Here is a 25,750-nt window from a genome sequence, read left to right on the forward strand (position 1 = left end):
ATTCCGCCTTGTCTAAAGCTTATACCCGGCGCGCGGCCAGGATCTTTCAGGCCGAATGCGCGGCAGGCTTAATTCTTTGGGCTGTTGCGTCTGCCGGGCCGCCCGGACGGCGCTATGCTTAGAGCCGGGTGCCCAAAATCGGCCGCCCGCCGATATCTCTCTCTCCGAGGCCGTCCATGAGCCATTACCATATCTTCAGCCCCGATCACGCCCTCGACTACGCCCGCCGGCATGCACCCGGCTTTGTCACCGCCCACCTGTCGGTTGCCGAAGTGGGCGATGGCAACCTCAATCAGGTGTTCCGGGTGATGGACGACGCCAGCGGGCGCAGCGTTATCGTCAAGCAGGCGCTGCCCTACATCCGCTGTGTGGGCGAGTCCTGGCCCCTGACCCGGGAGCGGGCCAGGATCGAGGCCGGGGTACTGCAGCGCCATGGCGAGCATTGCCCCGAGCACACGGTGGCGCTGCTGCACCACGACGCCGAGCTGTCGGTGCTGATGCTGGAGGATCTGTCGGCGTGGCAGCCTTGGCGCCAGGCCCTGCTCGCAGGGAATGCCCCCGCCGGTATGGCGGTCCGGCTGGGGCATTATTTGGCCCGGGTGCTCTATCACGGCTCCGATTTTCATCTGGCATCCATAGCCAAGCGGGCGGACATGGTGCGGTTCAGTAACCCGGAGCTGTGCGCCACCACCGAGACGGTGTTCTTTGACGACCCTTATCACGACCATCCGCGTAACCAGATCGCGCCCGCCCTGCGCCCCCTGGCCGAGCAATTGTGGCGAGATGGCTCCCTCAAACGCCGGGTGGCGGCGCTCAAGCACCGCTTTCGCTGTGACGCCCAGGCCCTGCTGCACGGCGACCTGCATACCGGCTCGGTGTTCGTGACCGAGGGCGGACTCAAGGTGTTTGATGCCGAGTTCGGTTTTTACGGCCCCATGGGGTTCGATCTGGGCTCTGCCATGGGGAACCTGCTGCTCAACTACTGTGGCCAGCCTGGCCTGCATGGGGATGAAACAGGACTGGCGGAGCAGCGGCGGCGGCTGGAGGAGGTGCAGACCCTGTGGCAGGCGTTCCACGACGAGTTTTCTGCCCTGGCGGCAGGCTGCGAGGATCCGGCCCTGGCCGAGCCTGGCTATGTGACCGACTTTCTGGCCCGAGTGTGGCAGGACAGCCTGGGCTACGCCGGCACCGAGCTTATTCGCCGTACCATCGGCATCGCCCAGGTGGCGGATCTGGCTGGCATTGCGGATGCCGGCCTTCGGCTTGCTTGCCAGCGCCGGGCCCTGATAGTGGGACGCACCCTGATCCTGGACGCGGAATCCTTTACCGACAGCGATCAGTTGAAGGCATGGCTCCATTCCCGCGATGGCACTGGTTGTCACCGCTAACGCCGTCGGTGCGGCGGGCCGCGGTTGACTGAAGAAAATCGGTTGTCTTTCCCTGAAGCGACGACATAAGATGTCATTAGTCCACTACAGAGGTATTACCAGACTTTTATGAGTCTTCTTATTGCGTTTGCTGTCCTGTCCATCGGTGTGTCCTTTTTCTGCTCTATCCTCGAAGCCGCCCTGCTCTCGATCACTCCCAGTTACATTGCCCAGCTGAAGCTGTCCGACCCCAGGCTGCATGAGCGCATGCGTTTGCTCAAGGACAAGATTGACCAGCCCCTGGCCGCTATCCTGACCCTGAACACCGTTGCCCACACCGTGGGGGCCACCGGCGTGGGGGCCCAGGTCACCATGGTATTCGGTGACGGCTATCTTGGGGTGGCCTCGGCGGTCATGACGATACTGATCCTGGTGCTGTCCGAGATCCTGCCCAAGTCCATCGGTGCCCGTTACTGGCGCACGCTGGCACCGGCTTTGCCGCGTGTGCTGAACGGCATGATTTTTGTGCTCAGGCCCTTTATCTGGGTATCGGACCAGATCATGAAACTGTTCGGCGGTCATACCCCCGAGCACGATCTGCGTCAGGAAATTAAGGCCCTGTCCGTGCTTGGCCGTGAACTGAACAAGCTGGATGAAGACGAGCAGCGGGTGATCGCCAATATTCTGGATCTGCACGACATCAATGTCCGCAGCATCATGACCCCCAGAACCGTCTGTGAGGTTGTCTCACCCGACACGACGGTGGCCGAGTTTTCCGAACAGGTCAAATCCGGTCAGTTTTCCCGTTATCCGGTCATCGACAAGGACGAGAACCCGCTGGGGCTGCTGTTCCGCTATGACATCATTCACGCCGACCCGGCGCTGCCGGTCACCTCCCTGATCAAACCGGTCACCATCGTGTCCGACAAGCTCAATGCCGAGAACCTGATGAGCCAGTTTATGCATGAACGCCAGCACATGTTCCTGGTGTATGACGAATACGGCAGCTGGCTGGGGCTGGTGACCATGGAAGACGTGATCGAAACCATTATTGGCAAGCCGATCATGGATGAAACCGACGACATTCCCAACATGCGCCGCTATGCCAAGCGCCGCTGGAAACACCGTCTTAAAAGTCTGGCGGAAGACTAAGCAACAGCAGGCCCGTTTAGCGGGCCGGCTGCGTGACTGATCTTGGCAGTATTCTTTTTATCAAGGCCTTGCCTCTACAGAGACATGACGACAATGGAAAAACTGATCGAACGACTGATGTATTCCTCGCGCTGGCTGATGGCGCCTATCTATCTGGGACTGAGCCTGATTTTGCTGGCCCTGGCGATCAAATTCTTTCAGGAAATTCTTCATATTCTGCCCAACATCCTGGCCATGAAAGAAGTGGATCTGATCCTGGTGACCCTGTCCCTGATCGACCTCTCGCTGGTGGGCGGCCTGATTGTGATGGTGATGTTTTCCGGTTACGAGAACTTTGTTTCCCGCCTGGATGTGGACGACAGCGACGACAAGCTGGGCTGGCTGGGCAAGCTCGATGCCGGCTCGCTGAAGAACAAGGTGGCGGCCTCCATCGTGGCGATCTCCTCCATTCACCTGCTGAAGGTGTTTATGAACACCGAAAATATCGATAACGACAAGATCAAATGGTACCTGCTGATCCACATTACGTTTGTGGTGTCGGCGTTCGCCATGGGCTATCTGGACAAGCTGACCCGCAGCAAGCCGTAAGGGCACGGCAGGGCCGCCGATCCCGGGGCCGGCCAGTGTGCCCGCTCAGCGCCGCACCGCCCGGGACCAGACTCGCAGGCCCAGCTTGGCGATTTCATCCAGCAGCAGCACGCTGGAGGCCACCAGGGCACAGAGCAGCCACTGAACACCGGTGAGCGCCACTGTGCCAAACACCTGCTGTAACGGCGGCCAGTGCACCACCAGCCACTGCAGGATAAGCACCGACGCCAGGGCCAGCCACAGCTTGCCATTTGACAGAAAATGGCGGTTAAAGGCCGAGCCCTGCTCGGCCCGGGCATTGAACACATTGAAAAACTGGTACAGCACAAAGGTGGTGAACGCCAGGGTGCCCGCCAGCCCGGGCGAGTCCAGGCTCAGCCCATGGCTCAGCATGGTCAGGGTACCCACCATCATGGTGATGCCGTACAGCAGCAGTTTGCCCAGGCGGCGGCCCGAGAGGATCAGGGTGCCCGGCGCGCGCGGGGGCTCGCCCATCAGACCGGCACGGGCCGGCTCTACCCCCAGGGTCATGGCGGGCGGGCCGTCCATGATGATGTTGATCCACAACAGCTGAATGGCGGTAAAGGGCACGGGAAGGCTCAGCAGGGTGGCGGCAAGCACGGTAAACATGGCCGCGATATTGGTGGACAGCTGAAAACGCACAAACTTGACGATATTGTCGTAAATGGTGCGGCCTTCCTCTATGGCCTGAACAATGGTGGAAAAATTGTCGTCGGTCAGCACCAGGGTCGCGGCTTCCTGAGTGACGGCGGTGCCGGTCAGGCCCATGGCCACGCCGATGTCGGCCGCCTTGAGGGCGGGCGCGTCGTTCACGCCGTCTCCGGTCATGGCAGTGATATGGCCATCCGCCTGCAAGGCGCGGACAATCTTTACCTTGTGCTGGGGGGAAACCCGGGCAAACACCGTCACGTCGTCAATACGGCGGGCCAGCTCGGCATCACTCATGCCATCCAGCTCGGCTCCCGACAATACGGCGCCGGTCAGGCCCAGCTCCCGGGCAATGGCCGCCGCCGTGGTCTTGTGATCGCCGGTGATCATTTTGACCTGTATTCCCGCCCCCTGGCACAGGGCAATGGCCTCGGCGGCTTCTGGGCGGGGCGGGTCCATCAGGCCGACCATCCCGAGAAAGGTCCAGTCACCGACCCAGCACCACAAATCGGCGTCGGGATCAAAGTCGCGGGCCGGAATTTCCCGCTCGGCCACGGCCAGCACCCGCAGGGCCTGGCCGGCGAGATGATCGTTTTCCTGCATGATGGTGCTCGCCACGGCCTCGCTTAATGGCCGTGGCCCCTTCGCTTGCCGCCAGCGGCTTGCATGGCCGAGCAGCACGTCCGGCGCCCCCTTGATGTACATGACCACCTTGTCGGCCCGGTGATGAAAGGTCGCCATGAATTTGTGGGCGGAATCAAAAGGGATTTCGGCCAGACGCGGGGCATGCACCTGCTCCCTTGATGGATCGAGGCCGCCTTTCTGGGCCAGTACATAGAGCGCCCCTTCGGTGGGATCGCCAATCAGCTGGCCGTCACGCACTCGGGATTCGGTACACAGCGCCATGGGCGGCAGCATGGGGGCCGGTGGCGGGCCATGGGGCACCTGGATCTCCCCCTCGGGCCGATAGCCCTGTCCCGTCACCGTAAAACGGTGGCCCGCATACCAGCCCGCACGGGCGGTCATCTGGTTGAGCGTCAGGGTGCCGGTCTTGTCGGTGCAGATCACCGTGGTGGCCCCCAGGGTTTCGACGGCCGCGAGTTTTTTCAGAATGGCCTTTTTGCGTGCCATGCGCCACATGCCGATGGCCAGGGTAACGGTGACCACCGCCGGCAGGCCTTCGGGCACGGCGGCAACGGCCAGGGCCACCGAGGTCATGGCGGCGTCGGCCCAGGGCGTGCCGCGCATCAGGGTCATGGCAAAAATAACCGCCACCACCACACCGGCAATGGCGGCCAGCCGTTTGCCCAGCCGGTCCAGTTGCTGTTGCAGCGGGGTTTCGCCTTCCGGTGCCTGGGCAATCAGCGAGGCGATGCCGCCCATTTCGGTGCGCATGCCGGTGGCGACCACCAGCATTTCTCCCCGGCCCCGAGTGACGGTGGTGTTCATGTACAGCATGTTGCCGCGTTCGCCCAGGGGCAGCTCGTCCTGCTCCAGCGGTTCGGCAAATTTACCGATGGGCTGGGACTCCCCGGTCAGGGCCGCCTCCTGCGCTTCCAGGGCGTGGGCCGCCAACACCCGGCCATCGGCCGGTACCTGATCCCCGGCTTCCAGCAGAACCAGATCACCGGGCACCAGCTCGGCGGTGGCGATCTCCTGCACCAGGCCGTTGCGCCGGACCCTGGCCTTGGGCACCAGCATGCCCTTGAGGGCCGCCAGGGTTCGCTCGGCCCGGTGCTCCTGATGAAAGCCCAGAACGGCGTTGAACAAGACCACCAGCAGAATGACCACCGCATCCTTGAGCTCCCCGATAACCCAGGCCAGGGCGGCGGCAAAAAGCAGCACCAGCACCAGGAACCCTTTGAATTGATCGAGAAACTTCAGCCATGGAGCGCGGGGGATGGCTTCATCGAGGCGGTTTTCGCCCTGCTCGGCCAGCCGTTGTGCCGCCAAAGACTGGCTGAGGCCCTGATGACGGTCGCTGTCGAGTTCCGTTACCGCCTGCGCTGTGCTCAGGCGGTGCCAACGAGGCGTGTTGACGGTCATGCTGGTGGTGTCTCCTTGAACCCGTGGCGGTGGGACTGGTGCCGATGGTGGCTGCCTCACAAGTTACCGCGAGAGGTACCGCAATACCATGACAGAATAGCGATAGGCATGGTTAAGTTGTTGTCCTGCCTCTCAAAATCATGAAGGCTGCGCCCGTTTTCCCATCTTGTTGCTCCCCCAGCACGGGGCTCTCGCTGCGCCGGCGGGCCTGCGGTTAAGGAGAAAGCCGGCAGCTCCACCGCCAGGGGAATGCCAGTGACTGAACTATGCTTGATGGGCGCAAGGCAATGAGGGGGAGAGGGTGAAAGGTGCTCCAGATGTTGCTGTTTGTTTTTTGTGCTCGTGACCGCTGTTTTTCACTACTATTATGATTTTTATGGTTTTTAGTGCTATTTTCAGCATGTTTTTAAATTACATATCTAAGCATTGAGGCGAGGCAGCCAATGGCAGACAAAGACAATCACGATGTGATTGCCCCCGAGGGCAGGGTCAATCCCATTGATACCGATTATCAGGTAGGGCAGGATAACATCGCCCTGCAGATAGGGCCCTTCGGGCTCGACATTCACAACCGGGTGTTCCTGATTTCCGGTCTGGCCATCGTGGCCTTTGTGTTTCTGACCCTGGCCTTTCAGAACCAGGTGGGGCCCATGTTCAGCAGCCTGCGGGGCTGGCTGACGTCTAATCTCGACTGGTTTTTCCTGAGCGCCGGCAACATTTTCGTGCTGGTGTGCCTGGGCCTGATTGTGTCCCCGCTTGGGCGGGTGCGTATCGGCGGCACCGAGGCCAGCCCCGACTTCACCTACCTGGGCTGGTTTTCCATGCTGTTCGCCGCCGGCATGGGCATTGGCCTGATGTTTTTTGGGGTGTCCGAGCCGCTGACCCACTTCGGTACCGCCATGGGCGGCACTACCCTGGAAAACGGGGTGCGTACCGACTGGGCGCCGCTGGGGGCGGCCGCCGGCGATGCCGCCGAGGCGACCCGTCTGGGCATGGCCGCCACCCTGTATCACTGGGCGCTGCACCCCTGGGCCATTTATGCCGTGCTGGCGCTGGGGCTGGCCATTTTCTCCTTTAACAAGGGGCTGCCGCTGACCATGCGCTCCGTGCTTTATCCGCTGCTGGGCGAGCGGGTGTGGGGCTGGCCGGGCCACATCATCGATATTCTGGCGGTGGTCGCCACCCTGTTTGGTCTGGCCACCTCGCTGGGTTACGGCGCCTCCCAGGCTGCCGCCGGCCTTAACTTTCTGTTCGACATTCCCGGCGGCACCACCACCCAGGTGATCCTGGTTATTCTGATCACCGCCGTGGCGCTGGTGTCGGTGCTGGCCGGCCTGGATGCCGGGGTGAAGCGGCTGTCGGAAATCAACATGGTACTGGCGGCGCTGCTGCTGGTGTTTGTGGTGGCGGTGGGGCCGACCCTGATGATCCTCACCGGCTTTTTCTCCAATCTGGGCGCCTACCTTGAGTATTTCCCGGCGCTGTCCATGCCCTTTGGCCGGGAAGATGCGAACTACTCCCAGGGCTGGACCGCCTTCTACTGGGCCTGGTGGATCTCCTGGTCGCCCTTTGTGGGCATGTTTATCGCCCGGGTCTCCCGTGGCCGGACCGTGCGCGAGTTTCTGATTTCGGTATTGCTGGTGCCCTCTGCCGCCTGTGTGCTGTGGATGACCGCCTTTGGCGGCACCGCCATTCATCAGGTCGTGAGTGAGGGGTATCAGGCCGTGGCCGAAGCCGCCCTGCCGCTGCAGCTGTTTGAAATGCTGAAAAACCTGCCGTTGACGGCCATTACCTCCTTTATCGGCATCGTGCTGGTGGTGGTGTTCTTCGTCACTTCGTCCGACTCCGGCTCCCTGGTGATCGACACCATCGCCGCCGGCGGCAAGGTGAATGCGCCCAAGCCCCAGCGGGTGTTCTGGTGTACCTTTGAGGGCCTGGTGGCCATTGCCCTGATGCTGGGCGGCGGCCTGGCGGCCCTGCAGGCCATGGCGGTGTCTACCGGTTTTCCCTTTACCATAGTGCTGCTGATCTCCTGCGTGGCCCTGATCAAGGGGCTGATGTCGGAGCCCAGGGGCGATTGAGGACATTCACTGTATTGCCAAGGCAGCCGCGGTGCTGCCTTTTTTCGGTTGGCGGGAGGGTAAATGGAAGCAGAGCAGCTGGAAGTACTGGGCTTTATTCGCCAGCGGGCCCCCTTTACGGCCTTGCCGGAAGAGGTACTGGAGCGCATTGCCACCGAGGTGGAAGTCGCCTATTACCGGGCCGGCACCATTATTCTCAAATACGGCGATGCGGTACACGATCTCTACCTGGTGCGCAGTGGCGCGGTGGAGTTGTACCGGCGCAACGGCGAGCTGCATAACCGGCTGAGCGAAGGCAGCCTGTTTGGCCAGATGGGGCTGTTGATGAACAACCGGAACCGGCTGCCGGCCACGGCATTGGAAGACACCCTGGTCTACTGCCTGCCCGAGTCCCTGTTCAACGAGCTGTATGAGCGCTTTGAGGCCTTCTCCGACTTTATGGAAGTGGGGGAGAGTACCCGCTTGCGCCATGCCGTGTCCCGCCATCAGGGCGCCAATGAACTGATGACGTCCAGCATTCGCGAGCTGATCTCCCGGGAGCCGGTGTCCATCGGCTGCGCGGCCAGCGTGTTTGATGCCGCGCGAAAAATGACCGACGAGGGGGTGTCCTCGATCCTGGTACTTAAGGAAGGGAGTGACGCCGAGCAGGAAGTGGCCGGCATCATCACCGACCGGGATCTGCGTACCCGGGTGTTGGCCGAGCAGTTGCCCTCGGCCACGCCGGTATCGGAGGTGATGTCCACCGACCTGGTGGCCGCCGAAAGCGATCAGTACGTGTTTGAGGCCATGCTCACCATGCTGCGCTGTAACCTGCATCACCTGCCGGTACTGCACCGGGGCCGGCCCATCGGTGTGGTGGCGCTGTCGGATGTGTTGCGGCACGAGTCCCGCAACAGCCTGTTTGTGGTGCGTCATATTTTTCGTGCCCACGACGCCTCTGAGCTGGCCACCATTGCCGACGATGCCCGGGCCTGCTTTGTGCGCATGGTCAAGGAAGACGCCAATTCCCACATGATAGGCTCGGCCATGGCGGTGATCGGACGCAGCTTCAAGCAGCGCCTGCTGGAGCTGGCGGAAGAGCAACTGGGGCCGCCGCCGGTGCCTTACTGTTTTCTGGCGCTGGGCTCCATGGCCCGGGACGAACAGCTGGTGGTGACCGATCAGGACAATGCCATCATTCTCGACAACGGCTACGATCCTGAGTTGCACAACGACTATTTCGCCGCCCTGGCCCAGTACGTGTGCGACGGCCTGGCGGCCTGCGGTTACAGTTACTGCACCGGCGGCATCATGGCCAGCAATCCCGAGTGGCGAAAAACCCGGCGGCAGTGGGAGCAGTGTTTTATGGAGTGGATCGACAAGCCCAGCGCTCAGACCCTGCTTAACAGCGCCATCTTTTTTGATCTCGATGGCGTTTATGGTCATCTCGAATGGGCCGAGCAGCTCAACCGGCTGATCCTGCGCCGGGCCAGGAAAAACCCCCGCTTTCTTGCCAGCATGGCCCGTAACGCCCTGCTGCGCACGCCGCCGCTGGGCTTTTTCAAGGAGTTCGTGATGGAGCAGGATGGCAAGCACAACAATTCCATCAACCTCAAGCGCCGGGGCACGGCCCCGCTGGCGGATCTGGTGCGGGTGCATGCCCTGGCGACGGGCTCCAAGGCGCGCAACTCCTTTGAGCGGCTGAACGATGTGATCGAGGCGGACATACTGCCCCGGGGCCGGGGGCCGGACTTGCGGGATGCCATGGAGTTCATCGCCATGGTGCGCATCCGTCACCAGGCCATGGACGTGGAGGCGGGACGGGAGCCGGACAACAATATCGAGCCGGAAAACCTGTCCGAGTTCGAGCGGCGCAACCTCAAGGATGCCTTTCAGATCCTGAGCCAGGCCCAGAAGTACCTGAAATTCCGTTACCAGCCCGGTCGGGCGCCCTGAGGCCACCATGGTATACCTGAGACCCTCTGCCCTGGTGCAACCCGCCCGGGCCACCGACTGGCCGGGGCTGTTTGAACAGCGGGCACGCAGCGCCCGGGATTACCGGCTGCAGCGCTTTTACCGGGCCGGTTTGCCGGCCCCCGACACCCCCCTGGCCGAGGTGCCGCTGGTGGCCATGGATTTTGAAACCACCGGGCTCAATGCAGATCGGGATGCCATCGTCAGCATTGGTCTGGTGCCCTTTACCCTGCAACGCATTCGCTGCCGTGAAGCGGGCCACTGGATTGTGAATCCGCACAAGCCGCTGGCAGGAGAAACCGTGGCCCTGCACCACATTACCCACTCCGAAGTGAAGGAAGCCCCAGACTTGCTGCAGGTGCTGGACGAGGTGCTGGCAGCCCTGGCAGGCAGGGTGGTGGTGGTGCACTACCGGCGCATTGAACAGGTGTTTTTTGCCGCCGCCCTCAAGGCCCGGCTCAACGAGGACATTCGTTTTCCGGTGATCGACACCATGGCGCTGGAAGCCCGCTTTCACCCCAGACAGCTCAGCCTGTGGGACCGGCTGCGTCGGCGCAAGCCGGCCTCCATTCGTCTGGCTGCCTGTCGGGAGCGTTATCACCTGCCTTATTACACCCCTCATCATGCCCTGACCGATGCCCTGGCCACCGCCGAGCTGCTGCAGGCCCAGGTGGCGTATCATTATTCGCCGGACACGCCGCTCAGTGAGCTGTGGCTGTAAGCCCCTACCTACAACCGAAAGCGGGGCTCGTCTGCGTCGTCGGGCTCGTCGGCGGGCAGGCTGAGTACCGGCTCCTGGCGGCCACCGCCGAGCGGAGGCGTGGTCTCGACCGGCTGTAGCAGGGAGCGAATTTCGTCGCGCAGGGCATCGGGGCCGGGCCAGTCCTTGGGAGACAGGTGCAGCACCGGCAGGCCGGCGGTTTCAATCTGCTCCAGCAGCCGGTGACGGTGGCGGCCATCGGTCTGGCTCAGGCTGTCGTCCATCAGCGCCACCACCAGCCGCACCCGCAGGTCTTTTGGCGAACACAGCACAAAATCCAGCTTTTCGCCGAACAAGTCCTGCCAGGCCGCGTCGCGGTGAGCTTTCTTCAGGGTGGGGGAGAGCTCCAGTACCTCGCTCATCTGGACCGCAGGAAACACCCGCAGGGTGTGACCGGCGGCCTGCTCCAGCAACGTGAGGGCGGTGGCCGCTTCCGGGCCGAACATCACCTTCTGTACATAGGCCTGGCCCGGCTTGCCGCGCCAGAGCCGGCGCAGCAGGCTGAACAGGGTCAGCAGTACCAGCAGACACACCAGGCCGAGCATCAGCCAGTCGAGCAGGGAAACGGGCAACCAGTCGATCATCGCGCACAACATCCGCAAAGAAGGGAAAGAGCGTCAGTGTACCAGCCGCTCATGGAAATAGAACTGTTCCGGCATCTCGACCGGTATCCGGCTTTTGCTCACCGGGCTCGGTCAGCGCTGGCATGCACCGGCCTGCCCCCCTATAATCCACAGCCATCGAACTTCCGACCGAGGTGTGCATGTCCCGGCGATTACCCCCGCTCAACGCGCTCAAGGCCTTTGAGGCCGCCGCCCGCAACCTGAGCTTTACTCGGGCGGCGGAAGAGCTGTTTGTGACGCAGGCGGCCATCAGCCACCAGATCAAGGGGCTGGAAGAGTTTCTGGGGATCAAGCTGTTTCGCCGGCGCAACCGCTCCCTGTTGCTGACCGAGGAAGGGCAGAGCTATTTCCTGGAGATCAAGGATATCTTTACCGCCATCTCCGATGCCACCGAGCGGCTGCTGGCGCGCAGTGCCAAGGGCGCGCTCACCGTCAGCCTGCAGCCGAGCTTTGCCATTCAGTGGCTGGTGCCGCGGCTGGTGCGTTTCAGCGAGGCGCATCCGGACATCGACGTGCGCATCAAGGCGGTGGATCTGGATGAAGGCTCGCTCACCGACGACGTGGACGTGGCCATTTATTACGGCCGGGGCAACTGGCCGGGCCTCAGGGCCGACAAGCTGCACGCGGAATACCTGATTCCGGTGTGCTCGCCCATGCTGCTGATGGGCACCCGGCCGCTGAAAACCCCGGAGGATCTGACCCGGCACACCCTGCTGCACGACACCTCGCGCCGCGACTGGAAGGCCTGGTTCAAGCAGCTCGACATTCAGGCGGCCAACGTCAACCAGGGGCCCATTTTCAGTCATTCGTCCATGGTGATCCAGGCTGCCATTCACGGCCAGGGGGTGGCCCTGGGGCACAGCGTGCTGACCCAGCCGGAGATCGATGCCGGCCGCCTGGTGTGCCCTTTTGAGCAGGTACTGATGTCGAAAAATGCCTACTACCTGGTGTGTCATGAATCCCAGGCCGGGCTCGGCAAGATTGCCGCCTTTCGCGACTGGATGCTGGCCCTGGTCAACAAAGAAGAAAAACAAAAGGCGGTGAACGGATGAAGGTACTGAAAAACGGGCCCGACAGCGCCACTCACCGGGTATTGCTGGCCCACGGCGCCGGCGCCGGCATGGAGCACGCCGTGATGCAGGCCCTGGCCGAGGGGCTGGCCAGCGAGCACATTCAGGTGGTGCGCTTTGAGTTTCCCTACATGCAAAAGACCCGGGCCGATGGCCGGCGCCGGCCGCCCGACCGCGAGCCGGTGCTGCTGGACTGCTGGCGCGCCATGGCGGGCGAGTTTGCCCACCCCAGGCTGTTTCTGGCGGGCAAGTCCATGGGCGGGCGCATGGCGTCGCTGGTGGCGGACGAACTGCAACCCGCCGGACTGATGCTGCTTGGCTTTCCCTTTCACCCGCCGGGCAAGCCGGCGCGCTTTCGTGGCCAGCACCTGGCCTCGATACGTACGCCCACCCTGTTGCTGCAGGGCGAGCGGGACGCCTTCGGCAACCGTGACGCGGTGGGGGATTATGATCTGGCCGACACCGTGGAGACCTGCTGGGTAGCCGACGGCGATCACGGATTTTCGCCGCGCAAGGCCTCTGGGACCACCCTGGAAGCCAACCTGGCACGAGTGATTGAGCGCATGAGGAGCTTTATTGGTGATCATTAATCTCGCCTTTTACAGTGCGGCGCTGGCGGGCTTGAGCGCCACCGCCCTGGGCGCCTACGGTGCCCACGGCCTCGCGGCTCAGCCTTCGCTGGTATCGGCCTTTAACACCGGGGTGCAGTACCAGTTTCTGCACGCCCTGGCGCTGCTGCTGGTGACTGTCATGCTCAAGCGGCAGGCCAGCGGGCTGCTCCATGCCGCGGTAATGTGTTTTGTGCTGGGCATATTGATGTTCAGCGGCAGTATTTATGCCCTGGTGCTGCTTGGCACCAAGGGGATCGGATTTATTACCCCGTTGGGGGGAGTGTGTTTTATGGCGGGCTGGCTGTGTCTGATGCTGTCCGGTCGCGCCTGGTTGAGGTCTGAATGAAACAGTTGTTGATATATTGCCGCCCCGGATTTGAAAAGGAAGCGGCCGCCGAAATACAGGACAGGGCCGGGCAGATGGGCTGTCCGGGCTTTGCTCGGGCCAAGGACGACAGTGGTTATGTGGTGTACGAGTGTTTTCAGCCGGAAGACGGCGACCTGCTGGCGCGCAAGCTGCCCTTTCGCGAGCTGATCTTTGCCCGCCAGATGCTGGTGGTATGGGCCGAGCTGAACGACCTGCCGCTGGAGGATCGCATCGGCCCCCTGGTTGAAGCCGCCGAAGGCATGCCCCTGTGTGGCGACATTCGGGTGGAGACGCCGGACACCAACGCGGGCAAGGAGCTGTCGCGCTTTTGCCGCAAGTTTACCGTGCCGGCGCGTCAGGCCCTGCGCGGAAAAGGGGTGCTGACCCGGGCCGAGGCCCGCAACCGGCCCACGCTGCATCTGTTTTTTACCGCCAATAATCGGGCGATGCTGGGGTATTCCTATTCCTATAACCAGTCGCCCTTTCACATGGGCATTCCCCGGCTGCGTTTTCCCGCCGATGCGCCGAGCCGCTCCAGCCTCAAGCTGGAAGAGGCGTTCCATGTGTTTATTCCCCGGGAAGAGTGGGATACCCGGCTGACCTCCGGCCTGCGGGGCGTGGATCTGGGGGCGGCCCCCGGCGGCTGGACCTACCAGCTGGTGGCCCGGGGCATGATGGTGGCCGCCATCGACAACGGCCCCATGGCTGAGAGCCTGATGGAGACCGGTCAGGTCAAGCACTACCGGGAAGACGGCTTTAAATGGCGGCCGAGTCGCAAGAACGTCTACTGGCTGGTGTGCGACATGGTGGAAAAGCCCGCCCGGGTGGTGGCGCTGATGGCCGACTGGCTGCTGGCGGAAGATTGCCAGGAGGCGATTTTCAACCTCAAGCTGCCGATGAAAAAACGCTACGCCGAGGCGGTGTACAACCTGCAGCAGCTGAAGGACAAGCTCGACGAGCTGGGCGGTTTTCAGGTGCAGGCCAAGCAGCTCTACCACGATCGGGAAGAGATCACGGTGCACGTGTGTCAGCCGCGCAAGGTGGCCAAGCTGCAACCCAAGGCCTGATCCGGGCCTGCAGAGTGAACACATAAAAAACGGCGCCTTCAGGCGCCGTTTTTCTTTCAGCAATTTCTTTCCGCCAGGTGCCGGTTACAGGTTGGCAATAATGGCGTCGGTAAACTCCGTGGTGCTGGCGTTGCCGCCCAGATCCCGGGTGACGGTGTTGCCGTCGGCAATGGTTTTGGCTACGGCAGTGCGGATTTGTGCGGCCTTGTCGGTCATCCCCAGGTGCTCCAGCATCTGAATGGAAGCGAGGATCACCGAGCAGGGGTTGGCGATGTTCTGACCGGCAATGTCGGGGGCCGAGCCGTGCACGGCTTCAAAAATGGCCACGTTCTTGCCGATGTTGGCGCCCGGCGCCATGCCCAGGCCACCCACCAGACCGGCGCACAGATCCGAGAGAATATCGCCGAACAGGTTGGTGGTCACGATCACATCGAACCGCTCCGGGTACATCACCAGGTTCATGCAGGCGGCGTCCACGATCATCTCGTTGGTTTCGATGTCCGGGTAGCGTTTCGCCACTTCCCGCGCCACTTCCAGGAACAGCCCGGAGGTGGACTTGAGAATGTTGGCCTTGTGCACCACGGTGACCTTTTTGCGGCCTTCGTTGCGGGCCAGCTCATAGGCAAACACCACGATACGCTCGGCGCCTTCCCGGGTGATGATGCTCATGGCCTCGGCGCTGTTGTTGTCCTCGGCGCGTTTCTGGCCGGCACCGGAATACATGCCCTCGGTGTTTTCCCGAATGGTGATGATGTCGATGTTGTCGAATTTGCTTTGCGTACCCTCAAACGACACCACCGGGCGTACGTTGGCGTAGAGATTGAACAGCTTGCGCAGAGAGACGTTGATGGAAGTAAAGCCGCCGCCCACCGGGGTGGTGAGGGGCCCCTTGAGGGCGATTTTGTTTTTGGCGATAAGGTCAAGGGTGGCTTGGGGAAGAAGCTCGCCGTGGTGTTCCAGGGCCGTGAGGCCGGCGTCGGCGTAATCGTAGTGAAAGTCACAACCTGCGTGATCCAGAATGCGCAGGGCGGCATCGATAATGCTGGGACCGATGCCATCCCCCGGGATCACGGTAATACTGCGTTTGCTCATGGGCAGCGTCCCGTTATCAGTGGTTGGTCTATATTCAGTTTTACCGCGACTTTATAACATTTTGTACCCATTTTGCCTATGACTCTTTGGTCTAATGGTGATATCGAAGCTGCTGTAAATTCACCCCTAGCTCAATATCATCCACCAGTTTGACCAGTTGCCGTGCCAGCAGGGCATCATCTTTGTGCATCTTTACGGTTTTTTGTTCTTTGCTGTCGCCGGGGGCGGTCAGCAGGGTATCCAGGTTGCCAAAGTGTTGCAGCAGGGTGAGGGCCCGTTTCGGACCAATGCCGGGCACCCCTCGAATATTGCTGCCGGACACGCCGGTCAGCGCCCAGTAATCCACCAGCTGAGCGGGTTCCAGGCCGAATTTCTGGCGCACATGGGCGTCGTCGAGCCAGCGCTGGCCGAAGTGATCCCACAGTTGCACCTTGGAAGACAGCAACTGGCAAAAGCCCTTGTCGGTGGAGACGATAATGCTGTGGCCACCGTGGCGGGCGAGCCGGCGGGCCAGGGTGGCCACCAGATCGTCCGCTTCCTCGCTGTCCGACAGCAGGGCGTCGATGCCCTGCTGCCACAGCGCCTGTTGCAGCTCGCCGAGGTAGCCGGCCAGCGCCACGGGCATGGGCTGGCGATTGGCCTTGTAGTCGGGGCAGAGGCGGTGGCGAAAGCCCTCCGGCGCGCCGTCAAATACCGCCACCACGTGGCTGGGGCTGAAGCGACCCAGCAGCTTGCCGGCGGCCTGCACCAGGGCGGCCCGGGTGGCCGCCAGCTGCGCCTCCACCTGGGCATGCTGGCCCTGCTGCACCGCATGCAGGCGGCGCACCAGGTTCATGGCGTCGAGGATCAGCAAGCGCACGGACACCTCAGCGATTGATGCGGTAGCAGGGCACGTAGGTGGAGCCGGGCAGTTTCATGCGTTGCTGCTCCACAAATTGCCGCAGCAGCTTGTCCATCATCTTCATCAGCTTGGGATCGCCGTTGATCAGGAAGGGGCCCTTTTTCTCGATGGCCTTGAGGCCGCTTTCCTTGACGTTGCCCGCCACAATCCCGGAAAAGGCCCGGCGAAGGTTGGCGGCCAGCTGCTGGGGCGCCTGCTCCCAGTTCAGGTTGAGGTTGGCCATGCTGTCGTGGTCGGGCACAAAGGGCAGCTGGAATTCGGGCTCGATCTTGAGCGACCAGTTAAAGGAGTAGGCGTCGCCCACGGATTTGCGGTAATCCCGTACCAGCGGCATGGTGGTTTTCAGGCGCCGGGCCACTTCCGCCGGATCGTCGATGATGATCTCGTACAGGGCCTGGGCATCCGGCCCCAGGGTATTGCCGATAAACTCGTCGACGCTGCGAAAGTAGCTGGCGCTTTCCTTGGGGCCGGTGAGAATGATGGGCAGCGGCTGATTGCGGTTTTCCGGATGCATCATGATGCCCAGAATGTAGAGAATTTCCTCGGCGGTGCCCACGCCACCGGGAAAGACAACGATGCCGTGGCCCAGGCGCACAAAGGCTTCCAGACGCTTTTCGATATCCGGCAGGATCACCAGCTCGTTCACGATGGGATTGGGCGGCTCGGCGGCGATGATGGACGGCTCGGTCAGGCCCACGTAGCGGCTGCCGGTTACCCGTTGCTTGGCGTGGCCCACGGCGGCGCCCTTCATTGGCCCTTCCATGGCGCCCGGGCCGCAGCCGGTGCAGATATTGAGTTCGCGCAGACCCAGTTCGTTGCCCACTTCCCGAGTGTACTGGTATTCCACCGGACTGATGGAGTGGCCGCCCCAGCACACCACCAGGTTGGGATCGGCGCCGGGGTTGATGGCCCGGGCGTGGCGCAGAATGGAAAACACCAGATCGGTGATGTGGGATGACGCCGTCAGGTTGAGCTGGGGATTGACCTGCAAATGACTGTTCACGTAAATAATGTCGCGCAGCACCGAGAACAGGTGATCCTGAATGCTGCGAATGATCTCGCCGTCCACAAAGGCATGCTCGGGGGGGTTGAACAGCTCCAGCTTGATGCCCCGCTCCCGGCGAATGACGTTGATGTCGAAACTGCGATAACGCTCGAGGATTTCCTTGGAGCTGTCGGTTTTGCTGCCGGAATTGAGTACCGCCAGGGCGCAGTTGCGAAACAGCTGATACAGGCTGCCCGACGCGGACTGTTTGAGGCGATCCACCTCGATTTGGGACAGCAGGTTCATGCTGCCAACCGGATTGATATGGGTGATCATGTCTTATCCCTAGATATGTAATTAGGCAGGGCTCAGATGATGACGAGCTGATTGCGTCCTGCATTTTTGGCCCGGTACAGGGCCTGGTCGGCGCGGTCCAGGGCAGAGGTGATGGTGTCTGTGCTCTGGAGCAGAGTGGCCCCCATGGAGACAGTGATGGTAACGCGCTCCTGCTTGAAACGAAACGGAATGGCTTCAATTTTTCGGCGCAGTTGCTCCAGTGGCCGGTGCAGCAGGAGCGGATCCACGTTCAGCATCAGTACCACGAATTCCTCACCGCCAAAGCGGGCCACAAAGTCGCTCTCCCTCAGGCTCTGGCGCAGGGTGCGGGCAATCAGCCGCAGGGCCTTGTCGCCGGCCAGGTGGCCGAACTTGTCGTTGATGTTTTTGAAATGGTCGATATCGAGCAGAGTAATGCACAAGGGCTGCTGGGTGCTCTGCCAGCGGCGGAACTCGGTTTTCAGGCGTTCATTGAGGGCGGTACGGTTGTAAATCTGGGTCAGGTCGTCGATCAGCAGCTTCTCATTCTGGCTGGTGAGCCGCCGGCGGTAATCGCCAGCTTCCTGCTTCAGCTCGGTGACCCGGTGTTCCAGTGCCTGCAGACGGCCCAGCAGGGCGGCTTCCCGTTGCTGCAATTGCTCGTGGCGGCCCAGTATGCCCCTGATGCCGGTCATGTGTTGCTCAATCTCCTGAGTCAGCCGGGTCTGTTCCTGACTGGCCAGGTGAGCACCGATGGCCCTGAGCTCGCCGGCCAGATCGGCATCATGGGCCTGGCGGTCATGCACCAATGACTGGCCTTCATTGAGCGAGCTGGCGAACTGGTCCTGCATGCCTTCCAGGCCTTCGTTGAGCCGGGCCAGAAAGCGGGTGGAATGCTGGCGTTCGGTGCGGCTGCCCTGAATGATCAGTTCAATCAGGCGCAGGCAAAGGGGCGGCAGGGCACCGGCCTCGCCTTGTTGCAGCAGTTGTTGCTGAATGTCGGCGATGTCCCGGCCAATGTCGCCACCATAGTCCAGCTCGTCAATGAGCTGCAGCAGGCGCTGGCACAGCTCGCGCTGGTCCTGCAGCCCCTGCTGCTGGCGGCTGGCACACAATCGCAGGGCCTGCTGATAGCATTCCAGCAGCGGCCACAGGTAATAGAAAAAATGACCGGGCGTTTCCAGATCGTGCAGCAGGGCGGGCAGTTGGGGCGGTGCGCAAGGCAACTCCTGCAGCTCCCGGGCCGCCTGCAGCAGTTGTTCGCCGGCCTGCTGTTGCTGGCGGTCGGCCTGTTGCTGGCAGGCGCGCAACTGATCCAGCAGTGGCTGCAGCCGCTCACCCAGGGCCGACGGCTCGAAGGGAGCCGTCTCGCTGGGGGGTGACGACACGCTACCCTGGCCACCGAACAGTTTCTGCCACTGTATCAGCAGGCTGCGGTCGTCTTGTTCCGGCAGCGCCGTGTCCGGGGCTTGCCGGGGCAGGGAGTCCAGCAGGCGCTGCAGCTCGGTGATAACGGATGCCAGATCCTTTAACATCGTTTGGTCATTGTGGTTGTTCATTAGTCACCATGGGGCCCGGTACGGCGTTGATCCGTCAGTTCTCGGATGGTAACGCCGGCAGCAGTGCTTGCCACTCAATTTGTTGTTTTTTATGGGAGCTGTTCACCTTGACCAGCCCCTTCATAATACCCTGAATGCAGCAGGTACGAATATCCCCGTTAAAAAAGGCGGCCTGCTGGCAGTCCACCGCCAGCAGCTCGACCCAGGCCGACTCCTGGGTTTTTTCCGCCAGCTGATGGGCGGCAGCCATCGCCAGGTAGAGAATGTCGCCGAGCCTGAGATCGTCCAGTACATTGGGTGCCTTGGGCAGAAAGGGGTGTCCGATAATGCCGGTGACGAGCCGCCGATCCAGCTCGAACTGGCAGGGGAACTCGGCAAACATGCGCTCCAGCGCCTCCAGGGTCTGGTGCAGCTCGGCCACCTCCTTCTGGGGAATGGCATAAATAAACTGTCCCTCGCGCAAATCATAGAGCCGCGCCCTGGGGTGAATGCGTCCGCGCAGGTAGTTGCCGAGCTGGCGCTGAATGTCGGTGGCATGGCCGAGGCCGACCCGTTCGCGCAGGTTGGCCATAAAGGGCACCTGCAGCAGCAGGTAATAGATTTTGTCGTCAAAGGGACGGGGCTGCTCTTCACTCAGGTACCACTGTTCCGAGCGCTGTTGCTGCCGGGCCATTTCCTGAGGCAGGCGCTGCATCAGCTGGCGCCAGTTGGGCAGGCCGGTAATGGGTTCGATCAGCAGCGCCTGCTGCAATTCCTGATTATGGCGCAGCAGCCGTCGGTTGCGCAGATGATTGCGCAGCAGCCCGTACAGCAGCAGCGGAGACAGCAGACTGAGGCCAGCGGCGAGCAGGGCAAACTGTTCCCGTTCCTGGCGCAGCTGTTCACTGCGCCGGCCCAGCTCGGTCAGCTCCCGCTCCTGTTGCAGCTGTTGTTCATTATCCTGCACCAGGCTTTGCGTGAGCAGGCGGTTGACGGTGGTGGCGCGCCTGAAGTTGGCATGCAGCGCCTTCTGATGCACCAGCGCCTGAGCCGTGTTGCCGCTTTGTTCAAACAACTCGGCCAGCAGCCGGTGGCTTTCCATCAGCCGCAGCACATCGTCCTGCTGTTCGGCCAGGGCCCGCGCCCGCTCCAGCCGCAGCAGCGCCAGGCCGTTTTCTCCCTGAGCCAGATGCAGCTTGCCCAGTTGCACCAAGGCATCGATCTGGCGGGGCCTGTCCTGATTGTGTTCAAAGCCGGTGCGGGCCATGCCGAGATAATGCTGGCCTTCATCAAAGCTGCCCAGCATGGCATAAGACTGGCCGATTTCCAGGTAGAGCTGGTAAATCAGGCCGGTATCGCCCTGAATACGGACCAGATCCAGGGCATTGAAAAAGTACACCAGCGCCAGGTTGGCATCGTTGCCGGTGCGGGTGACCCGGCCGAGGTTGATCAGCGAGCTTATCAGCAGCGGATTGTTGCCCAGCAGCTCGAACTCGGTGGTGGACTGGTTGGCATACTGCACGGCCTTGTCGTTCTGGCCCAGCGCCGCATAGATGGCGGCGGCCTTTTTGGCGGCCAGGGCCTTGACATAAAACTGGCGGCGATCCCCGAGGGAGTCGAGGGTTTCCAGAAAATGGGACAGGGCCAGCTCGTCCTGCTGCAGTTGCAGGTAGTATTCGCCCAGCAAAAAGTTGGCCCAGGCCTGGCGCGGCCGGTCGTCCTGTTGCAGGGCCTGCAGGCGCACCTGCTCAAAGGTCAGGCGGGCTTCGTCAAAGCGGTGCTTGTGCAGCAGTACCGCGGCCTGCAACAGTTGCAGATCCCCCTTCAGTCCCGTGTCGGGGGGCAGTGCCAGGCTGGCCGCCTCATCCAGCTGAGCCTGGGCCAGATCCGGCTGCTGGCGGGCCAGGGCCAGCTTGGCCTTGATCAGCAGGCTGGTGGCCAGGACATCCTGCTGGCGATGCTCCCTGGCCAGCGCGATGGCCTGGTTGATGCTGGCGTCCGCCGGCAGCAGCAGGCCGTCGTTGGCCTGGCACAGGGCCTGCAATTGCCAGGCGGTAAAGGTCTGACCGCGGGTACGAAAGCGCTTGGCCTGCTGCAGTTGATCCGGCTCCTGGCGGGAGTTGAACATGGAGGCGGGCCTGGCTTCCTTGCGCTGCAGAAAATAGTGGGTCAGGGCCACGCATTCGTCCGGCCGGCTCAGCATAAGCTGGCGGGCCCGCTGCAGTTCGGCGGGCTCCGGTGGGTAGGATGACAGTGGCGGGGCTCCCGCCAGATGCGACACCAGAACGGCGACAGACAGAATCACAATAATCGATACCGAAAAAACCGAGCCAGTAGCGCAGTTTACGAAGCCCGCCGGTCCGCGTCCAGCCCGGCGGGTGTTGGCCGGCGGTTACTGGCGCTGCAGCCGCACGTTGGCCGCCTTGCCGGCGACGTTGCTGCGGTAGGGATTGATATCAAGCCCCCCCCGGCGGGTGTAGCGGGCATAGACGGTCAGCTCCCTGGGCTGGCAGTGCTGCATCAGATCCATAAAAATACGCTCCACGCACTGTTCGTGGAATTCGTTGTGCTGGCGAAAGCCCACCAGGTAGCGCAACAGCGCATCCTGACGCAGTCGCGGCCCCTGGTAGCGGATCATGATGCTGCCCCAGTCGGGCTGGCCGGTGACCAGGCAGTTGGACTTGAGCAGGTGGGAATGCAGGGTTTCGCTGACCACCTCCGGCTCGGTGGCGTCAACCAGCAGGGCGGGGTCGGGCTGATAGCGGTCGATGTCGATATCCAGCTGATCGATGCAGTGGCCGGGCAGGCGGCCGAACTGGGCCGGGGCGTACTGCAGCTCATAGAGCTTGACCGTGACCGTGCCCTGGGCGCAGGCGGACAGATCCCGGGCCAGGGTTTCTTCCACCGCCGCCAGGCTTTCAAAACGGCTCTGGTTAAAGCTGTTTAGGTACAGTTTGAAGGATTTGGACTCGATCAGGTTGACGCTGGTGGCGGGCACCCGCACTTCGCCCATGGCCACCATGGGCTTGCCCCGGGCGTTGAGCCAGGACAGTTCGTAGAGGTTCCACAAGTCTTCACCGGAAAAGGGCAGGGCATCGGCTTCCAGCCCCAGATCGTCCCGGTTCAGGCTGCGGGGCACCGCCTGCAACTGCTGCGGATCATACTCGCTGACATAGCTGCTCTGCTTGCCCAGTGACAGCCCGGCAAGGGACGGACTTTGTTGGTATTTCTGCTCTGGTGTCATTTGAAATTCCGGTTGCTAAAATAACGGCCTGGCGCCGGTGCCGGCCGATGGGGCCGTCGGCGTCACGGCCGTGCGCCTGACGTAAAGAGGTTGTGCACATTTTTACCGTTTATTGTGAGACTTTGTCATGCAGAATCAAGAGGTGACGGCGCTGTCCGAATTGTTCGACCGTTACCGGCGGCTCTACGGCCAGCCCCTGGCCGAACACGACCCCGAGCAGTCATCGCCCGCCGAGCTGCTGCCGGCCCATCAAGGCCGGGTGGGCTGGCGGCCCTTCCTGCGCACCGAGCCGGGCAGTTTCGACAACCTGGCCCACGCCCTCGACATGCCGGTACACCCCTCGCTGACGGCGCTGTTCGGTCATTATTACGCCGGCCATTTACCCCTGTGTTACAAGGGACTTTTTATTACCCTGTTGCAGCCTTGGCACCGGGATGATTTCGAGCGGTTGCAGCAAAACCAGATTGGCCATCAGCTGATGCAGCGCAAGCTCGGGCTGCCGGCCACCTGGTTTATTGCCAGTTGCCGGGATGAGCACCGGCTGGTGACCCTGGACAACGCCAGCGGCGCCGTGCTGCTGGAGCGCCTCGGCCAGGGCGCCATCGGCACCCTGGCGCCGAATCTGGCCAGCTTTCTGCGCCGGGCCGAGCCGGTCAGCTCTTGAAATCCCAGGACAGGTTGGACACCAGCCGGCAGGGCTCGCAGAAAAAGTCGAAAATGTCGTGCAGCGGCGTGTCCAGCCGCCAGTCGCCGCCACAGCCGGGGCAGGGGCGGGCCTGCTCGGCAGCGAGGCTGTCGCCGCCCACCCGGTACAGATAGTAGAAGGTGGGCACTCGGGTCAGGAACTCGATGCGCTTGGCCAGATCGCGCCCTCGGCGGCTGAGCAGGCTGGTGGTGGAAGCAATCTCCTCCACCGCCTGGTGCTCCAGAATGGAGCCGTTCATCTGCAACTGATCACAGGCTTCCCAGTCTTCCTGCCATTTCAGCACCTGCTTGAAGTCGCCGTTGGCCACCGCCGGAATCCGGTACAGCGGAATGGGGGCGAAATGCTCGCCGCAGCGCAAGGGAGAGCAGGTGTGCAGATAGCTGGTATAAAGCACCTGCCATGAAGGGGGGTGCGCCTCGTCGGTGGTGTCGGAGTTGAGATCCGGGCCGCGCGGGGTCACTTTCGGGCTGGTCAGCCCCGCCTGGTGCAGCCGCTCCACCGCCCGCTCTACCTGACGGCTGTAATGACGCGGGTGCAGGCTGTCGGCTTCCGGGCACACCACCCGGCTGGTGAGCCAGCCCTGGTGAATGACGGTAGGAAATTCCCGGCCGAGGATCTGGCCGTTGTAACGCAGGGCGTCGAGCAACTGGCGGATGGCGGATTCCGCCTCGGCCAGGGCGGTGTCCTGGTAGCAGTCAAACTGAAGTTCACAAACCCACATCAGGTGTTTGGCTCCTCAAGGCGGGCCAGGCGGGCCTCCAGCAGGCGGACTTTTTCTTCCAGCGCCGTCAGGCGATCGTCCGGGGTTGGTGCAAGGGGGGGCTGAGCCGGCGTGGTCCGGGCTGCGGGCAGCGACGCCGGATCCTGGCGGTGGCGGTTCACCAGGCTGATAAGCTCGGCCATGTTGACCGGGCCCGACAAGCGGGCCCGTACTGTGGCGGTGGTGATCGCCTTGCCCTCGCTGGCCAGGCGGTGAATGATATCGATGATCTCCTGGGACATGGGGGCTCCGTGGTTATCTCAGGCTGGCATTGAGCTGATCAATGACTTCCGCCCAGTCGGAGTCTTCCTGCAGCCCTTCCTTCAAAAAGCTGGCCTGGGCGTGGTTCCAGAACGGCGCCTCCACCAGCTCCACCTCCGGGGGCAGCCGGTGATTGTGCAGAAAGTGCTCTATGCCCTGGTGGCTGGCATCCAGCCCCAGTTGTTCAAACAATTCGCTGAACGGGTGAACAATATGCTCCATGGTTACCTCCGGTTGCAGTGATCAATGGCATTCAGGTTACAGCATAGGTGATGGCGGCTCGCGCAGCACCGGCACCGACACCTCCACCACGCGCAGGCCGCTGAGCCAGAGGTCGCCCTCGTTGTGCTGCAGGCCGTCATGGCTGAACTCAAAACGAAAATGGGCCAGCCACCGGCCCTGGCGCCGACAAAAACGATAGCGATACACGCTCAGCAACTGCAACTGCTGGCGCCTGCAATAGTGCACCAGCCAGCGGTTGGCGAACTCGCTCTGGCGGCGCAACTGCCAGAGCCCGGCCCCCAGCAGGGCCAGTGCCAGCAGCCCGAGCAGCTCAGTCACGGGCCATGGCGAACAGGCCACCCAGGGCCTGTTTCAGCGGCGTGGACAGCTCGGGGTTGTGCAGGTTGGCCAGGATCAGCGGACGCAGCGCCGGTACCGACACCAGTTCGGCAAACAGGCCGTTAAACAGCTCGCCGTGCCGCTCGGCCAGCAGCGTCAGGTAGGGCAGCAGCAGGGCCTCGTCGGTCAGCTCCTGCCACAACCGGGCGGCCAGGGTCAGCAGCAGGGGCTGGCTCGGCTGCTGGGTCAGCAGGCTGGCGATTTTGGCGCTGCGCTCACGAAAGGGGGCACAGCCGGCGGTGGCGCGCAGCAGCAGGGCGATGCGCGCCTCGTCGGGCTCGGCCCGCTCCAGCTCACCGTTAATGGCGTCGATCATGGCCCTGGCCAAGGGCGCGGGCAGCGGATGATGCTCGCACTGGGTCAGCAGCGCCTGCTGCACCGGCGCCGGCAGTTGCCACAGTCGCTGTTGCACCGAGCTGGCCAGGGCGGCATCGGTATGCAGCCGGGCCGCCACGTCGGCCAGCCCCTGCAGGCCCAGTTGTTGCCAGTCGTGGGCACCGGGATGGCTCAAATAGTTCAGGGTGTCCTGATAATAGGCGGACGGCGCATGATCCAGTGCCAGGCTCAGGCGGGCGTGAAAGGCGGCCAGCTTGTCCTGGGGCGGCTGAAAGGTAAAGGGCGTATCCGCCAGCCGTTGCTGTTGCGCATCGGTCAATGGGGCGTGAATGTCGCCGCCGAGCTGTTCGACCAGCGCCGACAGAAAATGCTTGACCGCGGCGTTGTTGAACAGGCCGCGTTCGTCCAGGGGAATTTTGAGAAACCACACATAGGGCTGGCCGCCCTGTTGCTGCCAGTAGCATACCGCCAGCCAGGCATGCCGCTGCAACGGCCAGGGGTAGGGGCGCTGGCCGCGCTCGATGGCGACAAAGTCGTCCTGCTCCAGGGGCTGCAAGCGCCGGCCCAGGTCGAACAGGCGAAAGTCGGTACCGGCCTGGGTCAAAAATTCGCTGAGTGTGTCTATTTGCATCGGCTC

The 25,750-nt window shown here is 62.5% G+C and carries 24 protein-coding genes; 11 read left to right on the forward strand and 13 right to left on the reverse strand.

All coding sequences use genetic code 11. From position 1 onward, the window contains the following. Positions 1-176: 176 nt before the first annotated feature. The 3 genes from mtnK (at position 177) to GU3_RS07150 (ending at position 3,107) form a co-directional block, all read left to right on the forward strand. Positions 177-1,388, forward strand: a complete 1,212-nt coding sequence (gene mtnK / locus GU3_RS07140; protein ID WP_014291854.1) for an S-methyl-5-thioribose kinase — start codon at positions 177-179, stop codon at positions 1,386-1,388. A 108-nt stretch (positions 1,389-1,496) separates the two neighbouring features. Next, the gene (locus tag GU3_RS07145) at positions 1,497-2,519 is read left to right on the forward strand and encodes a CNNM domain-containing protein (RefSeq protein ID WP_014291855.1); all 1,023 of its coding nucleotides are present in this window, start codon (positions 1,497-1,499) and stop codon (positions 2,517-2,519) included. 93 nt (positions 2,520-2,612) lie between these two features. After that, a complete protein-coding gene (locus tag GU3_RS07150; RefSeq protein ID WP_014291856.1) occupies positions 2,613-3,107 on the forward strand; it encodes a TIGR00645 family protein in 495 nt (164 codons plus the stop codon). A 45-nt stretch (positions 3,108-3,152) separates the two neighbouring features. Here GU3_RS07150 and GU3_RS07155 read toward each other — a convergent pair whose 3' ends face one another. Then, positions 3,153-5,822 carry a cation-translocating P-type ATPase gene (locus GU3_RS07155; RefSeq protein ID WP_014291857.1) on the reverse strand — a complete coding sequence of 890 codons (2,670 nt, stop codon included), beginning with the start codon at positions 5,820-5,822 and terminating at the stop codon, positions 3,153-3,155. A 443-nt stretch (positions 5,823-6,265) separates the two neighbouring features. Here GU3_RS07155 and GU3_RS07160 point away from each other — a divergent pair, with 443 nt between their 5' ends. The 3 genes from GU3_RS07160 to GU3_RS07170 all read left to right on the forward strand — a co-directional run bounded on the left by GU3_RS07160 (position 6,266) and on the right by GU3_RS07170 (position 10,577). Next, entirely contained in the window at positions 6,266-7,903 is a 1,638-nt protein-coding gene (locus GU3_RS07160; protein ID WP_014291858.1) for a BCCT family transporter, read from the forward strand. A gap of 63 nt (positions 7,904-7,966) precedes the next feature. Further along, positions 7,967-9,838, forward strand: coding sequence for a DUF294 nucleotidyltransferase-like domain-containing protein (locus GU3_RS07165; RefSeq protein WP_014291859.1), 1,872 nt, complete (start codon positions 7,967-7,969; stop codon positions 9,836-9,838). Between the two features lie 7 nt (positions 9,839-9,845). Next, positions 9,846-10,577, forward strand: coding sequence for a 3'-5' exonuclease (locus GU3_RS07170; protein ID WP_014291860.1), 732 nt, complete (start codon positions 9,846-9,848; stop codon positions 10,575-10,577). Between the two features lie 8 nt (positions 10,578-10,585). Here the strand turns inward: GU3_RS07170 and GU3_RS07175 are convergent, their stop codons facing one another. Continuing rightward, complete coding sequence (locus GU3_RS07175; protein WP_014291861.1) at positions 10,586-11,200, reverse strand: DUF2726 domain-containing protein; 615 nt, start codon at positions 11,198-11,200, stop codon at positions 10,586-10,588. A 179-nt stretch (positions 11,201-11,379) separates the two neighbouring features. Here GU3_RS07175 and GU3_RS07180 point away from each other — a divergent pair, with 179 nt between their 5' ends. Genes GU3_RS07180 through rlmM form a run of 4 tightly spaced genes read left to right on the forward strand, consistent with a single transcriptional unit; the run spans position 11,380 to position 14,354 of the window. Next, complete coding sequence (locus tag GU3_RS07180; protein WP_014291862.1) at positions 11,380-12,291, forward strand: transcriptional regulator GcvA; 912 nt, start codon at positions 11,380-11,382, stop codon at positions 12,289-12,291. Beyond that, positions 12,288-12,899: an alpha/beta fold hydrolase gene (locus GU3_RS07185; RefSeq protein ID WP_014291863.1), complete on the forward strand. Its 612-nt coding sequence runs from the start codon at positions 12,288-12,290 to the stop codon at positions 12,897-12,899. The genes GU3_RS07180 and GU3_RS07185 overlap by 4 nt, the downstream gene beginning before the upstream one ends. Further along, positions 12,889-13,266, forward strand: coding sequence for a DUF423 domain-containing protein (locus GU3_RS07190; RefSeq protein ID WP_014291864.1), 378 nt, complete (start codon positions 12,889-12,891; stop codon positions 13,264-13,266). The genes GU3_RS07185 and GU3_RS07190 overlap by 11 nt, the downstream gene beginning before the upstream one ends. Continuing rightward, positions 13,263-14,354, forward strand: a complete 1,092-nt coding sequence (gene rlmM / locus GU3_RS07195) for a 23S rRNA (cytidine(2498)-2'-O)-methyltransferase RlmM (RefSeq protein WP_014291865.1) — start codon at positions 13,263-13,265, stop codon at positions 14,352-14,354. Before GU3_RS07190 ends, rlmM begins: the two co-directional genes overlap by 4 nt. A gap of 84 nt (positions 14,355-14,438) precedes the next feature. Here the strand turns inward: rlmM and GU3_RS07200 are convergent, their stop codons facing one another. The 6 genes from GU3_RS07200 to queF all read right to left on the reverse strand — a co-directional run bounded on the left by GU3_RS07200 (position 14,439) and on the right by queF (position 22,429). Continuing rightward, a complete protein-coding gene (locus GU3_RS07200) occupies positions 14,439-15,446 on the reverse strand; it encodes an isocitrate dehydrogenase (protein WP_014291866.1) in 1,008 nt (335 codons plus the stop codon). A 91-nt stretch (positions 15,447-15,537) separates the two neighbouring features. Beyond that, a complete protein-coding gene (gene xni / locus GU3_RS07205) occupies positions 15,538-16,299 on the reverse strand; it encodes a flap endonuclease Xni (protein WP_014291867.1) in 762 nt (253 codons plus the stop codon). Positions 16,300-16,312: 13 nt separating this feature from the next. Then, positions 16,313-17,668, reverse strand: a complete 1,356-nt coding sequence (gene ppnN / locus GU3_RS07210; protein WP_014291868.1) for a nucleotide 5'-monophosphate nucleosidase PpnN — start codon at positions 17,666-17,668, stop codon at positions 16,313-16,315. A 32-nt stretch (positions 17,669-17,700) separates the two neighbouring features. Continuing rightward, the gene (locus GU3_RS07215; RefSeq protein WP_014291869.1) at positions 17,701-19,182 is read right to left on the reverse strand and encodes a GGDEF domain-containing protein; all 1,482 of its coding nucleotides are present in this window, start codon (positions 19,180-19,182) and stop codon (positions 17,701-17,703) included. 58 nt (positions 19,183-19,240) lie between these two features. Next, positions 19,241-21,490, reverse strand: a complete 2,250-nt coding sequence (locus GU3_RS07220) for a lipopolysaccharide assembly protein LapB (protein WP_014291870.1) — start codon at positions 21,488-21,490, stop codon at positions 19,241-19,243. A gap of 87 nt (positions 21,491-21,577) precedes the next feature. Next, positions 21,578-22,429 carry an NADPH-dependent 7-cyano-7-deazaguanine reductase QueF gene (gene queF, locus GU3_RS07225; RefSeq protein WP_014291871.1) on the reverse strand — a complete coding sequence of 284 codons (852 nt, stop codon included), beginning with the start codon at positions 22,427-22,429 and terminating at the stop codon, positions 21,578-21,580. 127 nt (positions 22,430-22,556) lie between these two features. Between queF and GU3_RS07230 the strand changes: the two genes are divergently transcribed. Continuing rightward, positions 22,557-23,093 carry a SecY-interacting protein Syd gene (locus GU3_RS07230; RefSeq protein WP_014291872.1) on the forward strand — a complete coding sequence of 179 codons (537 nt, stop codon included), beginning with the start codon at positions 22,557-22,559 and terminating at the stop codon, positions 23,091-23,093. Here the strand turns inward: GU3_RS07230 and GU3_RS07235 are convergent. From GU3_RS07235 to GU3_RS07255, 5 genes are read right to left on the reverse strand one after another with little or no spacing between them, the layout of a single operon-like run. After that, on the reverse strand, positions 23,083-23,856 hold the full coding sequence (locus GU3_RS07235) for a Zn-ribbon-containing protein (RefSeq protein WP_014291873.1): 774 nt from the start codon (positions 23,854-23,856) through the stop codon (positions 23,083-23,085). The genes GU3_RS07230 and GU3_RS07235 overlap by 11 nt on opposite strands. After that, the gene (locus tag GU3_RS07240; protein WP_014291874.1) at positions 23,856-24,137 is read right to left on the reverse strand and encodes a hypothetical protein; all 282 of its coding nucleotides are present in this window, start codon (positions 24,135-24,137) and stop codon (positions 23,856-23,858) included. Before GU3_RS07240 ends, GU3_RS07235 begins: the two co-directional genes overlap by 1 nt. A gap of 13 nt (positions 24,138-24,150) precedes the next feature. Next, positions 24,151-24,378, reverse strand: a complete 228-nt coding sequence (locus GU3_RS07245; RefSeq protein WP_014291875.1) for a DUF2789 domain-containing protein — start codon at positions 24,376-24,378, stop codon at positions 24,151-24,153. A gap of 36 nt (positions 24,379-24,414) precedes the next feature. Further along, on the reverse strand, positions 24,415-24,717 hold the full coding sequence (locus tag GU3_RS07250) for a DUF3301 domain-containing protein (RefSeq protein WP_014291876.1): 303 nt from the start codon (positions 24,715-24,717) through the stop codon (positions 24,415-24,417). Continuing rightward, positions 24,710-25,744, reverse strand: a complete 1,035-nt coding sequence (locus tag GU3_RS07255; RefSeq protein ID WP_014291877.1) for a DUF3549 family protein — start codon at positions 25,742-25,744, stop codon at positions 24,710-24,712. Before GU3_RS07255 ends, GU3_RS07250 begins: the two co-directional genes overlap by 8 nt. Between the last annotated feature and the right edge of the window lie 6 nt (positions 25,745-25,750).

The organism is Oceanimonas sp. GK1, assembly GCF_000243075.1.
Lineage (GTDB): Bacteria > Pseudomonadota > Gammaproteobacteria > Enterobacterales > Aeromonadaceae > Oceanimonas.